The following is an 18,039-nucleotide window of genomic DNA, read 5'->3' as shown; positions in this document are numbered from 1 at the left end:
GGTTCGGGCGGCTATCTGGTGCTCACCGAGCCGTGGCCCGGCATGCTGCGCACGATCTGGGGCGACGACCAGCGGTACCTCGACACCTACTGGTCGCGTTTCCAGGGGCGGTACTTCGCGGGTGACGGGGCGAAGAAGGACGACGACGGCGACATCTGGCTGCTCGGCCGGGTCGACGACGTGATGCTGGTGTCGGGGCACAACATCTCCACCACCGAGGTCGAGTCCGCCCTCGTCTCGCACCCCAAGGTCGCCGAGGCGGCGGTCGTCGGAGCGACGGACCCCACGACCGGGCAGGCCATCGTCGCGTTCGTCATCCTGCGCGGCGGCGCCACCGAGACCGAGGACCTCGTGGCGCAACTGCGCGACCACGTGGGCTCGACACTGGGCGCCATCGCCAAGCCCCAGCGCATCCTGCCGGTGTCGGAACTGCCCAAGACCCGCTCCGGCAAGATCATGCGACGGCTGCTGCGGGACGTCGCCGAGAACCGCGAGCTGGGCGACGTCACCACCCTCACCGACAGCACGGTCATGGACCTCATCCAGTCCAAGCTGCCGAGCGCCGCGCCTGAGGAGTGAACGCGCCGGACCCGGGTCCGCCGTCCGGCGGAAGGCGGCCCCGGGTCCGGCTCAGGTCCGGGTCCGGCGAGCCCGCGCCGGGACTACCGGTCGCGGTACGCCTCCAGCAGGCGCAGCCACACCTCGCTGATCGTCGGGTACGAGGGAACGGCGTGCCACAGGCGGCTCACCGGCGTCTGCGCGGCCACCGCGACGGTCGCGGAGTGCAGCAGTTCGCCGACGCCCGGGCCGACGAAGGTGGCGCCGACGAGGCGTTCGCTGTTGGCGTCCACCACCATCCTGGCCCGCCCCCGGTAGCCGTCGCCGTACAGCGCCGAGCCCGCCACCTGCGCCAGGTCGTAGTCGACGACGTGAACGCGGCGGCCCGCCTCCTCGGCCTCCTTGGCGGTCGGGCCGACCGAGGCGGCCTCGGGGTCGGCGAAGACGACCTGCGGCACGGCCTCGACGTCGGCGGTGGCCCGGTGCGGCCCCCAGGGAGCGGGGTCGAGGGGCTCGCCCTGCGCGAGGGCTCCGATGACGGCGCCCGCGATCCGCGCCTGGTACTTGCCCTGGTGGGTCAGCAGCGCGCGGTGGTTGACGTCCCCCGCGGCGTAGAGCCACTCGCCGTCGACCCCGATCACCCGGCAGGAGTCGTCCACGGTCAGCCAGTCGCCGGGGGTCAGGCCGACCGTCTCCAGTCCGAGGTCGTCGGTCCTGGGAGCGCGGCCGGTGGCGAACAGCGCCTCGTCGGCGACGAGTTCGCCGCCGTCGTCCAGCGTCAGGGTCACCGGGGCCGCCGGCGCCGGGCGGCCCACCGCGGTCACCGACACTCCGGTGCGGACCTCCACCCCGGCGGCGGTCAGCCCCTCGGCGACCAGCTCACCGGCGAACGGTTCCATGCGAGGCAGCAACCCGCCCCCGCGCACCAGCAGGGTGACCTCGCTGCCCAGGGCCCGCCACGCGGTCGCCATCTCCACGGCGACCACCCCGCCGCCGACCACGGCCAGCCGCCCGGGCACCTCCTTGGCGCTGGTGGCCTCCCGGCTGGTCCACACCCCCGCCGCCGCGAGCCCCGGCAGGGCGGGCAGCGCGGCACGGCTGCCGGTGCAGACGGCGACCGCGTGCCGGGCGGTGAGCAGCACGCGTGAGCCGTCGGGGGTGCCGACGGCGACCCTGCGGGGCCCGTCGAGCCTGCCGTGCCCGCGCACCAGGTCGAGTCCGGCGCCGCGCACCCACTCCGCCTGGCCGTCGTCCTTCCAGTGCGCGGCGAAGTCGTCGCGCCGGGCGAGCACCGCCGCCGCGTCCAGGGCGCCGCCGGCCGCCTCGCGGGCGCCGGGGAGCCTGCGGGCCTCGGCGAGCGCGGTGTGCGGGCGCAGCAGGGCCTTGCTGGGCATGCAGGCCCAGTACGAGCACTCGCCGCCGACGAGTTCGCTCTCCACGACGGCGACGGCCAGGCCGGCCGCGCGGGCGCGGTCCGCCAGGTTCTCTCCGGTCGGACCCGCGCCGATGACCACGACGTCGTACGTGCGCTCCTGATCCACGGTGCCGCCTCCCGGTCGGTTTCCTCGCCGGCCATCCTCCGGCAGTCGCGGCACACCCGCATCCGCGCCCCGGCCGGCGATCGAGCAAGATGGTGCTGAGCGTGACACGCGACGGCGCCGGCGCGCCAGGAAACGAGGCGGGAACGTACATGGGCGAGTTGATTCTGATCCGGCACGGCGAGACGGAGTGGAGCCGGACGGGAAAGCACACCAGCTGGACGGACCTGCCGCTGACCGCCCGGGGCGAGGAGCAGGCCCGCTCCCTGGTGCCGTTGCTGGCCGGGCGGCGGATCGCGCTCACCCTCACCAGCCCGATGGCGCGGGCCCGCAGGACCGCCGAGCTGGCGGGGCTGCGCGACGCGGTCGTCGACTCCGAGCTGCACGAGTGGGACTACGGCGGCTACGAGGGGATCACCACGGTGGAGATCCACCGCACCCGCCCGGAGTGGGACCTGTGGACCGACGGCGTGGTGCCCGGGCCCGACGGTCATCCTGGGGAGAGTCCGGCGCAGGTGGGGGAACGCGCCGACCGGGTCCTGAAGCAGGTGGACGCGGCGCTGCGCGACGCGGACCTCGACGGCGAGGGCGGCGACGTGGTGCTGGTCGCGCACGCCCACGTCCTGCGGGTGATCACGGCCCGGCGGCTGGGGCTGCCCGCGGCGGGCGGCGCCCTGTTCCGGCTGGACACGGCCACGGTGAGCCGTCTGGGCACCGAGCACGGCCGCCCGGTCGTGGCGTCGTGGAACCAGGAGCCGCCCGCCCCGCACGCGTGACGCCCCCGGGTGGCTCAGCCCCTGGTCGGCAGGCCGCCCGGCGGGACGATGAGGCAGAACTCGTCGCCCTCCGGGTCGGCCAGCACGACGGTCAGCCACCCGCCGTCGTCGAAGGGCCCGCGCAGTCGCCGCGCCCCGGCCTCCAGCAACCGTGCCAGGTGCGGCTCCAGAGTGGAGACGCGCAGGTCGAGGTGGGCGCGGTTCTTGCCCCGCTTGGGCTCGGGGACCCGCTGGAGCAGCAGCTCCGGCCACCGCCCGCCGGGATCGGCGAGGACGACGTACGGCGCCTCGCCGCCGGTGCGCCGGTAGCCGAGGGCCGTGCTCCAGAACCCGGCGAGCCGTTCGGGGTCCGCGCAGTCGAGCACCACGGCCAGCTCCATGCCGGGCAGTCCGCCGCCGTCGCCGTCGCCGTCGCCGTCGCTCAACGGCCGTACCAGACGGTGGTGGTGTTGCAGAACTCGCGGATGCCGTGGTCCGCCAGCTCGCGCCCGTAGCCGGAGCGCTTGACGCCGCCGAACGGCATCGCGGGGTGCGAAGCGGTCATGCCGTTGAAGAAGACGCCGCCCGCCTGCAAGTCCCGCACACAACGGTCCTGTTCGGCGTTGTCGGCGGTCCACACGTTCGAACTCAGGCCGAACGGCGTGTCGTTGGCGAGCTTGACGGCGGCGTCCAGGTCGGGCACCCGGTACAGGCTCGCGACCGGGCCGAAGGCCTCCTCGTGGTGGATGCGCATCTCGGGGGTGACGCCGGCGAGCACGGTCGGCTCGTAGAACCAGCCCTTGGGCTGGTCCTGGGGCCGCCGGCCGCCGCAGAGCGCCGTGGCGCCGCGCGCGGTGGCGTCGTCCACCAGTTCCTCCAGGTCGGCGCGGCCCTGCTCGCTGGAGACCGGACCGACGTCCGTGCCCTCCCGCATCGGGTCGCCCACGCTCAGTGCCTTCATGCCCGAAACGAAGCGTTCGGCGAACTCGTCGTAGACGTCCGTGTGCACGATGAAGCGCTTGGCGGCGATGCACGACTGCCCGTTGTTCTGCACGCGGGCGGTGACCGCGGTCTTCGCGGCGGCCGCGACGTCGGCGGAGGGCAGCACGATGTACGGGTCGCTGCCGCCGAGTTCGAGCACGGTCTTCTTCACCTCGTCGCCCGCGATCGAGGCGACCGAGCGGCCAGCGGGCTCGCTGCCGGTCAGCGTGGCGGCGGCGATCCTGGGGTCGCGCAGCACCTTCTCCACCTCCCGCGACCCGATCAGCAAGGTGGCGAAGCAGCCCTCGGGGAAGCCCGCGCGGCGGAAGAGGTCACCGAGGTACAGGGCGGTCTGCGGCACGTTGGAGGCGTGCTTGAGCAGCCCGACGTTGCCCGCCATCAGGCCGGGCGCGGCGAACCGTACGACCTGCCAGAGCGGGAAGTTCCACGGCATCACGGCCAGGACGACACCCAGCGGCCGGTAGCGCACGTACGCCCTGCTGCCACCGGAGTCCTCCACGTCGGCGGCGTCCACCCGCTCGTCGGCGAGCAGCCCCTCGGCGCGCTCGGCGTACCAGCGCATCGCCTTGGCGCACTTGGCGGCCTCCGCGCGGGCGGCGGCCAGTGTCTTGCCCATCTCGGTGGTCATGGTCGCGGCGATCTCGTCGCGGTCCTTGTCCAGCAGGTCGGCGGCGCGCCGCATCAGCTCGGAGCGCTCGGCGAAGCTCGTCGTGCGGTACTCACGGAAGGCGGACGCGGCCCGGGCGACGATGGCCTCGATCTCCTCGGGCCCGTGCGACTCGAACGTCTTGAGGGTCTCCCCGGTCGCCGGGTTGACGGTGGCGATGGGCATGGCACGTCCTCCTCGAAGCCTGCTGGAGCCCTGGTGTCGGTTCGGCGTCGGCCGGCCGGGGCGCGTCGCCTGCGGCGGGCCGGGTGGCCGCCCCGCGAACCGCAAGCACCACGTGCCCCGTATTCACCGATTTACGCCTCCTGGGGCGCCGCCGCAGCCGGACGGCCCCGCTCGCGGCGGGCCCGTGCCGCGGTGACGGCGCCCGCCGCCACGAGCAGCGGTGGCAGCGCCGCGGCCCACGGCGCCGCGCCGCGGTGGAGCGCGGCCGCCGCCCCCGCGCCGACGGCCAGCGCGCCGAGCCTGACCGGCACCCAGTACCCCGTCTCCCTCGGGCCGCCCGACGCGGCGCGGCTGACGAACGTGGTCAGCGAGCCGGTCAGGTAGGTCGACGGCCGCGCGGCGGTACCGGCGCCCAGCATGGCGCCCGACTGCCCGCCCATCGCCAGGGCGGCGACGCCCAGCAGCACCTCCCGCGGCGCCCCGGTGGGCGGCGCGCCGCCGACGGCCCACGCCACGGCGTTCAGCGCGAGCAGGACGGCCTCCGCCGCCAGCACCGCCAGCGTGCGCGTCGGCCAGCCGTCGCCCGGCTCGTCCGGCCGGGTCCCGCAGAAACGTGCGGCGGCGGCCGCCCCCGCGACGTATCCGGCCAGCGCGATCAGCGGCGCCGCGACGTCGCCGAACCGGTCGCCGCCGCACGCGATGCCCAGCAGCGCGAGGTTGCCGGTCATGACCCCGGCGAAGACGTGGCCCAGGGCCGTGAACGCGAGCGCGTCCACGGCCCCGGAGGCGGCCGACAACAGGGTCATGGCCAGGTGTTCCGCCCGGCCCGGCCCGTGCGGCACTAGCGCAGCGGCCCGGGGTCGGGCACGGGTTCAGGGCCCGGCTCGGGGCCCGGTCCCGGCGGCGGGGGCGTCGGCACCGGATCGGGCAGCGGGCCGGGGCCTGGGCCGGGCGGCGGCGTGGGAACGGGGTCCGGCTCCGGTACGGGCGCGGGCCCGGGAGCGGGTCCGGGCTGCGGCCCGGGAGGCGGCGAGGGCGTCGGCCTCGGCGGCACGGGGTCGGGGTGCGGGCTGGTCCAGCCGGGCGCGCCCTGCGCCCACCCGGGTCCGGGCCGTCCTGATCGTCGCGGACGTCGCAGCAGTCGCAGCACGACAACCTCCACCTTCCTGTCGGTTCGGGTCGTTCTGGCACGCTCCTGCCCTGGATCCGGCCCAGTACCCGCCCTTCCCCAGCGTCGCCCCCGAAGTCCCGTGCGCGCGCGGCCGACTGGTCCGTCCAGGGCAGAGCCGCATTGGTCCGTCCGAGGCAGAACCCGTGGCCACTCGACCGCCGCTAGCGAAACTCTTGCGTTTCGATAAGCCCTGTCCTACCGTAGAGCTGTACGAAACAGTTTCGTTCGAGACCGGGGCGCGGCAGCTCCACTCGACCCCGTGGACCGCCGGTCGGACGGCCTGCGGGCGACCGCCAGGGAGGTGGGCACATGACCACGGAATCCGGACAGGCGCCGGCCCGCCGCACCCGCCTCACCCCGGATCGCGAGGCGAAACTCTACGCCGCCGTGCTGGAGGAACTGCGCGGCGCCGGGTACGAGGCGATGACCATGGACGCCGTCGCCGCCCGGGCCCGCACCAGCAAGGCGACGCTCTACCGGCAGTGGAAGGGCAAGCCCCAACTGGTCGCCGCCGCGCTGCGGCACCTCAAGCCGCTCCACAGCGCGGGCATCGACACCGGCAGCCTGCGCGGCGACCTGCTGGAGATCGCCCATCGCGTCGAGCAGGTGGCCCCCGGCGACACGGCGCTGCTGGCCGCCGTCGGACACGCCTGCGACGGCCATCCGGAACTCGGCGACGCCATGCGCCAGGCCCTCATCGAGCCGGAACGCGCCGTCCTGGACGCGATGCTGGAACGCGCCGTCGCCCGCGGTGAGCTGCGCGCGGACGCCAAGGCGGCCGAGTTCTTCCTGCCGATGCTGGTCGCCGCGCTACCCGCCCGCAAGATCCTCGAGGACCGCTTCGCGGACGCCGCCTACATGACGCGCTACATCGACGCGGTCGTGCTGCCCGCGCTCCTCAACAGCTGACACCGGCCACCCGGCCGCCGCAGCACCGGCGCCGGACCGCCGCACCGAGCACCAGACCCTCCCGAGCCCAAGGACCACGCCATGTCCCAGACCACCGCCGACCATCCCGTCGGCCTCGCCAAGGAGCGCGGCGGCGGCGAACACCCGGCCGCCAACCGCTGGTTCGTCCTCGCCGTCATCGGCATCGCGCAGCTGATGGTCGTCCTGGACGCCACCGTCGTGAACATCGCCCTGCCGTCCGCACAGCGGGCCCTCGGGTTCTCCGACGGCAACCGCCAGTGGATCGTCACCGCCTACTCGCTCGCCTTCGGCAGCCTGTTGCTGCTCGGCGGGCGCCTCGCCGACCTGGTCGGCCGCAAGATCGTCTTCCTGGTCGGCGTGCTCGGCTTCGCGGGGGCCTCCGCGCTCGCCGGTGCCGCGCAGGGCTTCGGCCTGCTCGTGACCGGGCGGGCGTTGCAGGGACTGTTCGGCGCTCTGCTCGCCCCGGCCGCGCTGGCGCTGCTCAACGTCACCTTCACCGACGCCAAGGAGCGCGCGAAGGCGTTCGGCATCTACGGCGCCATCGCGGGTGCGGGCGGCGGCATCGGCCTGCTGCTCGGCGGTGTGCTGACCGAGCACCTCAGCTGGCGATGGACGCTGTACGTCAATCTCATCTTCGCCGTCATCGCGTTCATCGGTGGTCTGGTGCTGCTCAAGCCCGGCGCCCCCGCCGACCGGCCCAAGCTCGACCTGCCCGGCACCCTGCTCGTCTCCGCCGGCCTGTTCGGCCTGGTCTACGGCTTCTCCAACGCCGAGACCCACCACTGGGGTTCGCCGATGACGTGGGGCTTCCTGGCCGCGGGCGCGGTGCTGATAGCGGCGTTCGCCGCCTGGCAGCGCAGGGCGGGACACCCGCTGCTGCCGCTGCGGGTGCTGCTGGACCGCAACCGGGGCGCGTCGTTCATCACCGTCGCCATCTCCGGCGCCGGCATGTTCGGGGTGTTCCTCTTCCTCACCTACTACCTCCAGACGACGCTGCGCTACACCCCGGTGACCACGGGACTCGCGTTCCTGCCGATGATCGGTTCGCTGATGGTCACCGCGCAGCTGGCGACCAACGTGCTGGTGCCGCGGGTCGGTCCGCGCCCGATCGTGCCGCTGGGCATGGGCATGGCCGCGATCGGCATGGCGTGGCTGACCAACCTGGGGCTGCACAGCACCTACGCGGCCGACGTGCTGCCGCCGCTGATCGTGATGGGCCTGGGCCTCGGCCTGGTCATGCCGCCCGCGATGAGCCTGGCGACCGACCGCATCGGGCCGCGGGACGCGGGTGTGGCGTCCGCCACCGTCAACACCATGCAGCAGGTGGGCGGTTCGATCGGGACCGCGCTGCTCAACACCCTCGCCGCCAGCGCCGCCACCCACTACATGTCGGGCAAGCGGCCGACACCGGTGCTGGCCGCCCAGGCGCAGTTGCACAGCTACTCCACCGCGTACTGGTGGTCGGCCGGGTTCTTCGTCGCCGGCCTGGTCATCACAGCGCTGATGTACCGCGGCGGCAGGCCGTCACAGGACTCCGCCGCGGCGCCGGTCGTCCACATGTGACGCAGGCCCCGGCGCCCTCCGACGGGCCCCGCGGAAGCGGTCGGTCGCCCGGAGCACGGACCGATGATCACACTTGCGGCGTTCACCGCGTGTGACGATCCCCGTACTCCTAGCATGGGCGACCGACCGCTTCCGCCGTCTCAAGACAGGGGCTCACATGAGGGTTCGCCGGTTCGTCGCGGCGCTGTTCGCCAGCGCGTTCCTCGTCCCGGTGGCGGTGGCGGCACCCGCCACCGCCGCCTCGCCGCCGGCGCACACGCACGCCGCGACCTGCTCGGCCGGGTACTTCGACCAGGACGCCAGGCTCGGCCCCGCGCGGCTACCGGACCGCGGCCGGGTCGGCCACCAGCTGATCGGCTACCGGCGCACCGGCGGCCTCGGCGACCGGGCCTTCCTGGCCCGTTACTACGACGCGGCGGCCAACTCCGGCCAGGGCGGCTGGATCTACCCGCCCGCCAACGGCTACGTCACCCGGCCCGACGGCACGCCGGTCGAATGGCACCAGGCACTGCGCCCCGGCCAGGACATCGACCGCTACGGCAGCGAGTACGGCTCGTTCCTCGCTCCGGAGGGCCTGCCGTACGCCGAGCGTTCCATCCCGCCGCAGAGCCTGGACGGCACGCCCGCGGCCGGCTGCAACTACCACGACTACCGGGTGCTCAAGGCGTTCAGCGTGGACGCGGGGCCGATCGCGCCGTGGTTCGGACAGCCCGGGCGCGGCCGGCAGTACCAGCTGGACGCGAGCCTGCTGCGGGGTGCGCCGACGCAGCTCACCGTGGGATGGCTGGTCGCCAACGGCTATCTGCGACGGCTTGTCTGACTCGACGTCAACTGCCGTTCCCCGCGTGGCCGTCCTCGGACCACGCGGGGTGGCGCGGGTCGTCGCAGCGCACCACGACGTCCGCTGTCGTGCCGGGGTCGACCTCCTCGTCGTAGCGCTCGAATGCGGGCAGCGTCCATCGGTCGGGATCGGGCGTGCGGCGGGCCAGCGCGGCCGGGGACAGCCGCAGGTGGATCCCGAGGTCGACGGGGAAGCCCCGGCCCAGCAGCAGCGGACCGTCGAGCAGCAGCACGGATCCGGGCGGGAGCGTCACGTAGGGCGCCCGGGTCGCGCGGTCGGTGACCGGGTCCCACAGCGAGGGGAGCGCCCGCCCGTCGCCGCCGGGGCTCAACGGACCGAAGACCTCACGCCACAGCGCGCCGGTGTCCAGCCACAGGTCGTAGTACGCGTCGACGTCCCGGTGCCCGTACTCCAGCCGTACCGAGGCGGGTCGCCAGAAGCCGTCCGCGCTCACCCGCAGCGTCCGGCGGCCGCGCGTGCGCAACGCCTCGGCCAGCGCGTCGGCGAGTTCGCCGGTGCGGGCGGCGGGAGCGCCGTCCACGACCACCCGGGCCCAGGGTCCGCCGTCGAGCGGGGCGAGCGCCGCGATCCGCTCGGCGAGGGCGTCGGTCAGCCGGGGCCAGGAGACAGGTGTGAAGCGCACACCCGCCATCCTGCCTCAACGCCCCACACCCGCCGTCGGCGGCCGGACACCCCCGCGCGGCGGCACCCGCGGGTCCTCCGAGTGTCCCCGTCGGCGTCCCCCGGAAGGGTGAGCGGGTGAGTGTCGGGCTGCCGCCGTGCGCCGGGTCGTCGGATCATCTGCCGGGGGCGCGGGCAGGGCGCGCCCCGGCGTCCGGCGGCCCGGGGAGTACAGCGTGAAGTGGTTCGGCAGGGCCGGGGTGCTGGGGGCGGCAGGAGCGGCGCTGGCCTGCCTGATCGCGTTCTGGCTGTCCTCGACGGGGATCGCGGCACGCCCCGCGGCGGATGCGGGCGCCGCGCACGACGTGGTGCGCACGGCGACGGCGGGCGGCGGGTCGGCGGACCGCGCCGGGGCGCCTCCCGACTCCTCGCACCCCGCCGGGGCCGGCCCCCTCGGGTGGCCGGTACTCGGTGCGACGGGCCGGGCCAGGCCCGCCGCACCACCGAAGGCCTCCGCTCCCCCGCCCGCGTATCCACCGCCGTACCGGGTGGGCACCGTCCTGCACTACGCGGAGCAGCCCAGTCACTACTGCACCGGCAGCGTGATCGACAGCCCGCACCGCGACCTGGTGATCACCGCGGCGCACTGCGTGCACGGCGGCGCGGGCGGCAGTTACCTGACCGGGCTCGGCTTCGCCCCGGGCCTGAGCGCGGGCGGAACGGAGCCGGCCGGGGTCTGGCGGGTCAGCAGCGCCTTCGTGGCGCCCAGTTGGGTCTGGGAGACCGACCCGGACGCCGACGTGGCGTTCCTGGTGATCGAGCCGCTGCACGGGCGCGAGATCGAGGACGTGGTCGGCGGGAACCCCCTCGCCTTCGGACGTGGCCCGGGTCCCGTGCGGCTGATGGGCTATCCGCACGGCGTGGACACCCCCGTGGTGTGCGACGGCACCGCCACCGAGCCGGTCGCCGACCGACTGCGTGTCTACTGCCCCGGGTTCAGCGGCGGCACCAGCGGCAGCCCGTGGCTGTCGGGAGTACGGCCGGACGGCAGCGGCTCGGTGGTCGGCGTCATCGGCGGCTACCTGAGCGGCGGCACGGTGCCGTATGTGTCGTACAGCAGCGTCTTCGGCCCACAGGTGCGCGACCTGTACCAGCAGGCGGTCGCCGACTCCTGAAGTCGCGCGCCCGCAGGCCCAACGCGGCGCGCTCCAACGGCACTTCAGACTTCCCGTGCCACTGCGTGGTCGCGCAGCCCCAGCCAGACCCGGTCGCGGGTCAACGGCAGTTGGGTGAAGCGGACCCCGGTGGCGTCGCGCAGCGCGTTGGCGAGCGCGGGGGCGACCGGGTTGAAGGGACTCTCGCTCATCGACTTCGCGCCGAGCGGGCCGATGGCGTCTCGGGTGGGCGTGAAGTGCACCTCGGTGCGCGGGGTGTCCGCGTAGGTCGGCAGGTGGTAGCGGCGGAACGCGGCCGTGGTGACCGCGCCGCGCTCGTCCACCACCACCTCCTCGAAGAGGGTGGCCCCGAGCGCCTGGGTGACGCCGCCCTCGACCTGGCCCCGGCCGGTGGACGCCCGGGCCCGGTCGCCGCTGGGCACGTGGTATGTCTACGCGCACCCGTCGGCCGGTACGCCGCCGCCGCGGGTGCTGCGGGAGATCGCCGACTTCGTCGGTCTGCACCGCACACTGGGGGCGGCGCGAAAGGCAGCGCGGCAGGACGCCGCCGACCGGCTCGCCGTCCTGCTGGCCAGGGGCCGGGCGCAGGACACGGTGGTGGGGGCCGCGCTGGCCGAGTGCGGTCTGCCGGGTGAGGGCCCGCTGGTGGTGCTGACCGTGCGGGCACCGGACTCCCCGGCGGCGCAGGACGGTGCGGGCATCGCGCGCTGGGCGCTGGCGGAGGCGCTGCGCACGGTGGTGGACCTGCCGTTCGTGGTGGGCTGCGACGGCGAGGGGACGGCGGTGGCCGTGCTGGCCACGACGCCCGGCGCGACCGAGGCGCTGGCCGCCGGACTCGCCCCCGTCTGGCGGCGGTTGCAGGCGCTGGCCCCGGCGACGGCGCTGCGCGCGGGCGTGAGCGAGGCGGTGCCGTCGGGCGGCTCGTGGGTGCGCACCGCCGAGCAACTGCACGTCCACGTCAACACCGTGCACTACCGCATCCAGCGGATCGAACACCTCACCGGCAAGGACCTCTCCCGCCTGGAGGACCGCATCGACCTGCGAACGGCCTTGCTGTGCGCCTGAGGTGACGCCCCGTCATCGCCTGCGTCAGTGTCGTCGCACCAACGGGAACGGCAGCGTCTCGCGGATCGTCAGCCCGGTCAGGAACATCACCAGACGGTCGACGCCGATGCCCAGGCCGCCGGTGGGCGGCATGGCGTACTCCAGCGCGGTCAGGAAGTCCTCGTCCAGTTCCATCGCCTCCGGGTCGCCGCCGGCGGCCAGCAGGGACTGCGCGGTCAGACGCCGCCGCTGCTCCACCGGGTTGATCAACTCCGAGTACGCGGTGCCGAGTTCGGTGCCGAACGCGACCAGGTCCCAGCGTTCGGCGAGTCGGGGGTCCACGCGGTGCTGGCGGGTGAGCGGGGAGACGTCGGTGGGGAAGTCCTTGTAGAACGTGGGCAGTCGGGTGGGCTCCTCCACCAGCCGCTCGTACATCTCCAGCACGATGTCGCCGCGCCCCATGCCCTTGGCGTACGGCACGCCGGCGCGGTCGCACAGCGCCTTGAGCCGCTTGACGTCGGTGTCGGCGTCGACCTGCTCCCCCAGGGCCTCGGACAGGGCGCCGTAGACCGTCTTGACCGGCCACTCGCCCGAGATGTCGTGGTCGACGAGACGGCCGTCCGCGTCGGCCTTGCGGGCCACGCAGGCCCCGTTGGCGGCCGTGGCGGCGGACTGGATCAGCTCGCGGGTGAGCCGCAGCATGGTGTCGTAGTCGGCGAACGCCTGGTAGGCCTCCAGCATGGTGAACTCGGGGTTGTGCTTGTACGAGGTGCCCTCGTTGCGGAAGGTGCGGCCCAGTTCGAAGACGCGCTCCACGCCGCCCACGCACAGCCGTTTCAGGTACAGCTCCGGCGCGATCCGCAGGTACAGGTCGAGGTCGTAGGCGTTGATGTGGGTGGTGAACGGGCGGGCGTTGGCGCCGCCGTGCACCTGCTGGAGCATCGGGGTCTCGACCTCCAGGTAGCCGCGCTCCAGCAGCCCGGAGCGCAGGGCCTGCACGGCGGCGCCGCGCGCCCTGACCACCCGGCGGGCCTCGGGGCGCACGACGAGGTCGAGGTAGCGCTGCCTGACCCGGGACTCCGGGTCGGTCAGGCCGCGCCGCTTGTCCGGCAGCGGGTGCAGGCACTTGGCGATCAGCCGCCAGGACGAGACCAGCACCGAGGGTTCGCCGGTGCGGCTGGCACCGGTCTCCCCGGTGACCTCCACGTGGTCGCCGAGGTCGGCGTCCTTGGCGAACCGGGCGAGCGCCGCCGCGCCCAGCTCGTCGCGGGTCAGCATCACCTGGAGGTCCCCCGACCAGTCGCGCAGCACGGCGAAGACCACGCCGCCGAAGTCCCGGCGCAGCATCAGCCGCCCGGCCACCACGACGTGTTCGCCGGTGCGCTCCCCGGGCGCGAGGGCGGGGTGGGCCGCGCGGACCTGGGCGAGGGTGCGGGTGGGGGCGGCGTCGACCGGGTAGGGCTCGACGCCGTCGGCGATGAGCCTGCGCAGCTTCTCGTGCCGCACCCGTACCTGTTCGGGCAGGCCCGCCAACTCGTCCCCCTCGCCGGGAGGTTGGCGCCTGGCCTTGCGTTCGGGGACGACCGTCAGGGCGAGGTCCTTCTCGGTGAGCGGCGGCAGCGGCGCGGCGCTCACCGGCGGCCGGACGCCCTGGGGGCGGCGGCGACCGAGCCGGGGGAAGTCCACGAAGCCCTCGGCGATGCCCGCGGCGATGCCGATGCGGGCGAGCATGCGACCTTCGGCGAAGCACAGGAAGCGCGGGTTCCAGTGCGGCTGGTACTTGACGTTGGAGCGGTACAGCGCCTCCAGCTGCCACCACTTGGAGAAGAACAGCAGCATCCGGCGCCACATCCGCAGCACCGGCCCGGCGCCGATGCGGGCGCCCTCCTCGAAGACGGAACGGAAGACCGCGAAGTTGAGCGAGACCCGCCTGACGCCCAACCTGGCCGACTGCGCCATGAGTTCGGCGACCATGAACTCCATGATCCCGTTCGGCGCGGAACGGTCGCGGCGCATCACGTCCAGCGAGATGCCGTCGGGCCCCCAGGGCACGAAGGACAGCAGGGCCGCGGTCTCGCCGTCCGCGGTGAGCGCCTCGGCCAGCAGGCAGTCGCCGTCCGCCGGGTCGCCGAGGCGGCCGAGTGCCATCGAGAAGCCGCGTTCGACCTCGGTGTCGCGCCAGTCGTCGGCGAGCTTGACGACGGCGTCCATCTCGTCCTGCGTCAGGTCGCGGTGGCGGCGCATCCGGGTGGTCATCCCGGTGCGGCGCACCCGGTTGACCGCCTGCCGGGTCACCCGCATGTCGCGGCCCGACAGGTCGAAGCGGGCCGGTTCCAGGATCGCCTCGTCACCCAGTTGCAGGGCGTTGAGCCCGGCCTTGGCGTAGGCCCTGGCGCCGTCCTCGCTCGCACCCATCACGGCGGGCACCCACGCGTAGGCACGGGCCAGGTCCAGCCAGGCGCCGATCGCCGCGTGCCACGAGCCGCGCTCCCCCACCGGGTCGGAGCTGGCCAGGCACACGCCGGCCTCGACGCGGTAGGTGACGGCCGCGCCGCCGCCCGGTGCGAAGACCACGGCCTTGTCGCGCCGGGTGGCGAAGTAGCCCAGCGAGTCCTGCGAACCGTTGCGGGCCAGCAGCGCCCGCAGCCTGGCCTCCTCGTCCGGGTGGAGCGCCGCCTGCGCCTTCTGCGAACGGAACAGCACCCGGGCGGCGTTCAGCAGCGCCAGCGCGCCGAACAGACCGAGGAAGAAGTCGATGGTGTGCGGCGGGCGGCCGGTGAAGTGGCGTGTGCTCGTCAGGCCACCCAGCACCCGGTTGGCCGACCACAGCAGCCACTGCCGCGGTGGGAGGCCGCCGTGGAACGCGGCCACCAGCGCCCATCCGGCCAGCACCGCCACCACCAGGCCGAGCAGCAGCACGCCCAGCGCCCGCCAGAACGCCCCGCGCCGCACCCGGGCCGGGAACTGCGCCCGCCCGAGGATCAGCACCGCGAAGACCACGGCGGTGATGGCGATCGACACCGCGGACTCGGTGACGCTGACCACGGTCACCGTCAGCGCCTCGGCGAGCAGCACCAGGCCCACGTAGAAGGTGACCCACCACCAGGCGGCGCGTTTCCTGGCCAGCAGCGCGCCGGACAACAACAGGAGGAAGACCGCGTAGGCGAGGTTGGGCGACGCGGGCACCAGCCAGTCGTCGATGAAGCGGAGCACCGGCGCGAGCAGACGGCGCAGCGGCGCGATGACGGCGGTGACCGCGCACAGGACGCCCAGGGCGCCGAAGAAGGCGCCGAGCCAGGCCGGGACGCGGGCCAGGAAGCGCTGCCACAGCCCGGTTCCCGTGGTGACCTGGGCGCTGCTCATGGCCCTCCTGGTGCTCGTGCCGGGCGCGGGCGCTCTCAGCGCCGGTTCCGCCACGATCCACGGTATAGACGCCCGCCCGGGTTCGCCCTGCGAAGCGCCCGCCGTACGGAGGGTGCCCGGGCGCCCGGCCCGCGCGCCCGCGTCGGCCGCCGGTCCGGGCGGCCGAAAGGACCGGCGGCCTCGCGATCAGTCCTGCCGGGCCCGCGCGTAGCAACGCCGCAGCCAGCGGGCCGTCCCCGGCGCGGCCGGCTGGAAGGGCACCCGGCGGTGCAGCACCCGGCGGTTGTCGAAGATGTGGAAGTCGCCCGCCCCGACCAGCACCGGCTCGCCCTCCAGCTCGCCGAGACGCTGCTCGAACCGGGTCAGCGCCCGCACCGCCCGCGTCGTGCGCCCGGTGATCCGGCCGGGCCCGTACCGTACGGCGTCGTGCCCGTCCGGCAGCGTCCACAGCAGCGGCACGGCATCCCGCGCGGGGCGGTCGCCGTCGGCGGGCGCGTACGACTCCGGCGCGCTGACCGCGAACTCCGGCCGCCGCAGGTCGTCCTGGGTCCAGCGGGGCAGCCCCGCGAGCACCGTGTCCACGTCGAGCAGGTCGGTCGGCACCCGCTCCTCGTTGCGCATCCCGTAGAACGACAGGTAGTGCGGTATGGCGTCCGCCGGACCCGCGCCGTCGTCGTGGTCGAGCACGGAGTCGTCGGTGTGCCAGTCCAGCGGGGCCGTCGAACCCCAGGAGGTCAGGGTCCCGGCCGAGCCGGGCCGGGGCGCGACGTTGCGGATGAGCCGCCCGTCGTTCTCCCAGCGGTACGCGACCGGGGTCACCCCGAGCAGGCGCAGCAGGCCGAAGTGGACGAGGTTGGGCACGGTCAGCGCGCTCTCGTCGGCGAAGCCGTCCCGCGGGGTGGGCACGAACTCCCGCGGCCCCGGCAGGTTGCCGACCGTCAGCCAGGGCTGCGGATCGCTGCGCCAGGCGGTCAGGCGCTCCAGCACGGCGGCGGGGAGGTGGTTGCGCAGCAGCTTGGCGCCCGTCCCGCCGTACGCGCCGGGGTCGTCGTCGGGCAGCAGGCCGTCGACGCCGCCGGGTTCGCGCAGATCCGCCGAGAGCCACGCGGTGACGTCGCCGGGGATGGTCACGCGCTGCGGCGGAGCGTCAGACATGCCGTCAGGTTCTCCTCGTACGGGGCGCTCGGGTCGTGCTCGACGGTAACCCGGCCGATTCGCGCCCGGCGTCGCGGGGGCATTCCTTGAGCAACATCTGAGCTTGCCGGGGAGCGTGTCGCGTCACGGGACGGGACGGCCCGGCCCGGACCGCTCGGGCGGTCCGGGCCGGGCTCCGCCGCCCACCGGCGGCCGGTTCCCCCGCCCGCGGTCAGGCCACCGGGTTCCAGTAGTCGCCCGCCATCACGATGGCCACCAGGGTCTTGATCGACTCCCCGTAGTATCCGTCGCCGAACGGGTTGCTCGCCAGGTACTTCCAGATGGTGTCGGTCCACGCCTGGTCGCCCGCCGCCATCGCGGCCGGCCCGACCGCGTCGCCCGCCTCCTCGGCCTGGTCGTCCTTGGAGTAGGCGGTGCAGTCCAGCTTGGTGTGCGGATAGACCTTCTGCGGGTCGCCGCCCGACTCGCCCTTCAGACAGGCCGATTCCTTCTTGGCCGTCGCCAGCGAGGTGGAGGCCGTGCTCCCGTACAGCAGCGCGTCCGTGCCCAGGTGCCAGGGCACCCGGATGGAGTTGTAACCGACGATGTTGTCGGGCTGGTCCTCCTGGTAGTCGGCCGGGGCGGGCTTGGGGCTCGTGGTGTTGGCGTTGACCACGAAGTCGGACAGCAGCCCGCCCTTGGAGGAGTACGAGGAGGTGAACTCGCCGATGACCGCCTCGGTGCGCTGGATCACCTTGTTCCAGTCGTGCGCGGTGTCGTACGCGGCGAACGCCCGCAGGTGGTCGAGCATCATGTCGGAGGGCCGGGTGTCGGTGCCCGGGCCGTCGTCCTCGCACTTGAGGTGGCCGTCGGAGGCGACGTCGTGCTTGTAGACGTCGGCGAGCCAGGCCTTGGCGGCCGAGGAGTAGCCGCCCCACTGCCTGTCGGCGAGGACGAGGCCGTAGCCGATGTCGAGGTCCCCGTCGGTGGCCGCGTCCGGAGTGCCGTCGTCGGCGTACTTGCAGGTCTTGCCGTCGAGTTGCCACTCCATCAGGCCGTCGGAGTCCTCGTGGTCCTGGACCAGCTTCCACAGGCCGTTGAACTCGGTCTGCGCGTCGGGGTCGTAACCGGCCATCAGCGGCACGATGTTCATGCCGTAGCCCTGTCCCTCGGAGACCGGGCCGTTGTTCGGGGCGTCGTCGTCACCCTTGGTGGAGACGTAGTACTCCCCCGAAGCACACCCCTTGACCAGGTAGTTCTTCTTCCACGAGTCGTACTGCCTCTCGACGAACGCGTCCCGGGAGGACTGCGAGGCCGAGGGCATGACGCCGGTCTTGTACGTGGTGTGCTGGGGGAACGGGCGCTTGGCGGCGGTGTCCGCCGAGGCGCCGGTGGTGCCGCTCACCGTGATGCCGAGCGACGCGGCGGCGAGGGCGGCCGCGCCCGCGATCCATCGGGTCCTGCTGCGTGCCATCAACGCTCCTTCACGTCGGGAGGTTGGGGAGGCAGATT

General features: G+C 74.1%; 14 protein-coding genes and 2 pseudogenes. 7 read left to right on the top strand and 9 right to left on the bottom strand.

Going from position 1 to position 18,039, the window contains the following annotated elements:
* Positions 1-579 (top strand): annotated as a pseudogene (locus tag CK485_RS26205) (acetyl-coenzyme A synthetase); the annotation flags it as partial.
* 83 nt (positions 580-662) lie between these two features.
* On the opposite strand, the gene CK485_RS26200 reads toward CK485_RS26205, so the two are convergent.
* Positions 663-2,099, bottom strand: coding sequence for an NAD(P)/FAD-dependent oxidoreductase (locus CK485_RS26200; RefSeq protein ID WP_199239507.1), 1,437 nt, complete (start codon positions 2,097-2,099; stop codon positions 663-665).
* A 149-nt stretch (positions 2,100-2,248) separates the two neighbouring features.
* Between CK485_RS26200 and CK485_RS26195 the strand changes: the two genes are divergently transcribed.
* Complete coding sequence (locus tag CK485_RS26195) at positions 2,249-2,872, top strand: histidine phosphatase family protein (RefSeq protein WP_109454287.1); 624 nt, start codon at positions 2,249-2,251, stop codon at positions 2,870-2,872.
* Between the two features lie 14 nt (positions 2,873-2,886).
* Here CK485_RS26195 and CK485_RS26190 read toward each other — a convergent pair whose 3' ends face one another.
* The 3 genes from CK485_RS26190 to CK485_RS26180 form a co-directional block, all read right to left on the bottom strand.
* Positions 2,887-3,252: a VOC family protein gene (locus CK485_RS26190; RefSeq protein WP_109454431.1), complete on the bottom strand. Its 366-nt coding sequence runs from the start codon at positions 3,250-3,252 to the stop codon at positions 2,887-2,889.
* A gap of 41 nt (positions 3,253-3,293) precedes the next feature.
* Positions 3,294-4,685 carry an NADP-dependent succinic semialdehyde dehydrogenase gene (locus CK485_RS26185; protein ID WP_109454286.1) on the bottom strand — a complete coding sequence of 464 codons (1,392 nt, stop codon included), beginning with the start codon at positions 4,683-4,685 and terminating at the stop codon, positions 3,294-3,296.
* Positions 4,686-4,816: 131 nt separating this feature from the next.
* Positions 4,817-5,491 carry a DUF1275 family protein gene (locus tag CK485_RS26180; RefSeq protein ID WP_109454285.1) on the bottom strand — a complete coding sequence of 225 codons (675 nt, stop codon included), beginning with the start codon at positions 5,489-5,491 and terminating at the stop codon, positions 4,817-4,819.
* Between the two features lie 674 nt (positions 5,492-6,165).
* Here CK485_RS26180 and CK485_RS26170 point away from each other — a divergent pair.
* The 3 genes from CK485_RS26170 (at position 6,166) to CK485_RS26160 (ending at position 9,169) form a co-directional block, all read left to right on the top strand.
* Positions 6,166-6,765 carry a TetR/AcrR family transcriptional regulator gene (locus tag CK485_RS26170; protein WP_109454283.1) on the top strand — a complete coding sequence of 200 codons (600 nt, stop codon included), beginning with the start codon at positions 6,166-6,168 and terminating at the stop codon, positions 6,763-6,765.
* An 81-nt stretch (positions 6,766-6,846) separates the two neighbouring features.
* Positions 6,847-8,349 (top strand): DHA2 family efflux MFS transporter permease subunit, encoded by a 1,503-nt coding sequence (locus CK485_RS26165; protein WP_109454282.1) that lies wholly within the window; start codon positions 6,847-6,849, stop codon positions 8,347-8,349.
* 157 nt (positions 8,350-8,506) lie between these two features.
* Positions 8,507-9,169: a TNT domain-containing protein gene (locus tag CK485_RS26160; RefSeq protein WP_109454281.1), complete on the top strand. Its 663-nt coding sequence runs from the start codon at positions 8,507-8,509 to the stop codon at positions 9,167-9,169.
* Between the two features lie 7 nt (positions 9,170-9,176).
* On the opposite strand, the gene CK485_RS26155 is transcribed toward CK485_RS26160, so the two are convergent.
* The gene (locus tag CK485_RS26155; protein WP_109454280.1) at positions 9,177-9,833 is read right to left on the bottom strand and encodes a uridine kinase; all 657 of its coding nucleotides are present in this window, start codon (positions 9,831-9,833) and stop codon (positions 9,177-9,179) included.
* Between the two features lie 214 nt (positions 9,834-10,047).
* Between CK485_RS26155 and CK485_RS26150 the strand changes: the two genes are divergently transcribed.
* A complete protein-coding gene (locus CK485_RS26150; RefSeq protein WP_158288242.1) occupies positions 10,048-10,986 on the top strand; it encodes a serine protease in 939 nt (312 codons plus the stop codon).
* A gap of 44 nt (positions 10,987-11,030) precedes the next feature.
* Here CK485_RS26150 and CK485_RS26145 read toward each other — a convergent pair.
* A pseudogene (locus CK485_RS26145) lies at positions 11,031-11,372 on the bottom strand (molybdopterin cofactor-binding domain-containing protein); the annotation flags it as partial.
* Positions 11,373-11,376: 4 nt separating this feature from the next.
* On the opposite strand from CK485_RS26145, the gene CK485_RS29850 reads away from it, so the two are divergent.
* Positions 11,377-12,051 carry a helix-turn-helix domain-containing protein gene (locus CK485_RS29850; protein ID WP_241968582.1) on the top strand — a complete coding sequence of 225 codons (675 nt, stop codon included), beginning with the start codon at positions 11,377-11,379 and terminating at the stop codon, positions 12,049-12,051.
* 24 nt (positions 12,052-12,075) lie between these two features.
* On the opposite strand, the gene lysX is transcribed toward CK485_RS29850, so the two are convergent.
* From lysX to CK485_RS26125, 3 genes are all read right to left on the bottom strand, one after another.
* Positions 12,076-15,393, bottom strand: coding sequence for a bifunctional lysylphosphatidylglycerol synthetase/lysine--tRNA ligase LysX (gene lysX, locus CK485_RS26135; RefSeq protein ID WP_109454278.1), 3,318 nt, complete (start codon positions 15,391-15,393; stop codon positions 12,076-12,078).
* A 186-nt stretch (positions 15,394-15,579) separates the two neighbouring features.
* The gene (locus CK485_RS26130; RefSeq protein ID WP_109454277.1) at positions 15,580-16,548 is read right to left on the bottom strand and encodes a TauD/TfdA family dioxygenase; all 969 of its coding nucleotides are present in this window, start codon (positions 16,546-16,548) and stop codon (positions 15,580-15,582) included.
* A gap of 211 nt (positions 16,549-16,759) precedes the next feature.
* On the bottom strand, positions 16,760-18,001 hold the full coding sequence (locus tag CK485_RS26125; RefSeq protein ID WP_109454276.1) for a glycosyl hydrolase family 8: 1,242 nt from the start codon (positions 17,999-18,001) through the stop codon (positions 16,760-16,762).
* Between the last annotated feature and the right edge of the window lie 38 nt (positions 18,002-18,039).

Source organism: Streptomyces sp. ICBB 8177, from assembly GCF_003144095.1.
GTDB lineage: Bacteria > Actinomycetota > Actinomycetes > Streptomycetales > Streptomycetaceae > Streptantibioticus_D.
The sequence above is the reverse complement of the archived record's forward strand: the minus strand, read 5'-3'. Positions and strand labels throughout refer to the sequence as shown.

Bases quoted from the DNA above. Each gene is read 5' to 3' on its own strand.
- CK485_RS26170 (WP_109454283.1), top strand. From the start codon at position 6,166: ATGACCACGGAATCCGGACAGGCGCCGGCCCGCCGCACCCGCCTCACC.
- CK485_RS26125 (WP_109454276.1), bottom strand. From the start codon at position 18,001: ATGGCACGCAGCAGGACCCGATGGATCGCGGGCGCGGCCGCCCTCGCC.
- CK485_RS26180 (WP_109454285.1), bottom strand. From the start codon at position 5,491: ATGACCCTGTTGTCGGCCGCCTCCGGGGCCGTGGACGCGCTCGCGTTC.
- CK485_RS26195 (WP_109454287.1), top strand. From the start codon at position 2,249: ATGGGCGAGTTGATTCTGATCCGGCACGGCGAGACGGAGTGGAGCCGG.
- CK485_RS26165 (WP_109454282.1), top strand. From the start codon at position 6,847: ATGTCCCAGACCACCGCCGACCATCCCGTCGGCCTCGCCAAGGAGCGC.
- CK485_RS26185 (WP_109454286.1), bottom strand. From the start codon at position 4,685: ATGCCCATCGCCACCGTCAACCCGGCGACCGGGGAGACCCTCAAGACG.
- lysX (WP_109454278.1), bottom strand. From the start codon at position 15,393: ATGAGCAGCGCCCAGGTCACCACGGGAACCGGGCTGTGGCAGCGCTTC.
- CK485_RS26130 (WP_109454277.1), bottom strand. From the start codon at position 16,548: ATGTCTGACGCTCCGCCGCAGCGCGTGACCATCCCCGGCGACGTCACC.
- CK485_RS26190 (WP_109454431.1), bottom strand. From the start codon at position 3,252: ATGGAGCTGGCCGTGGTGCTCGACTGCGCGGACCCCGAACGGCTCGCC.
- CK485_RS26160 (WP_109454281.1), top strand. From the start codon at position 8,507: ATGAGGGTTCGCCGGTTCGTCGCGGCGCTGTTCGCCAGCGCGTTCCTC.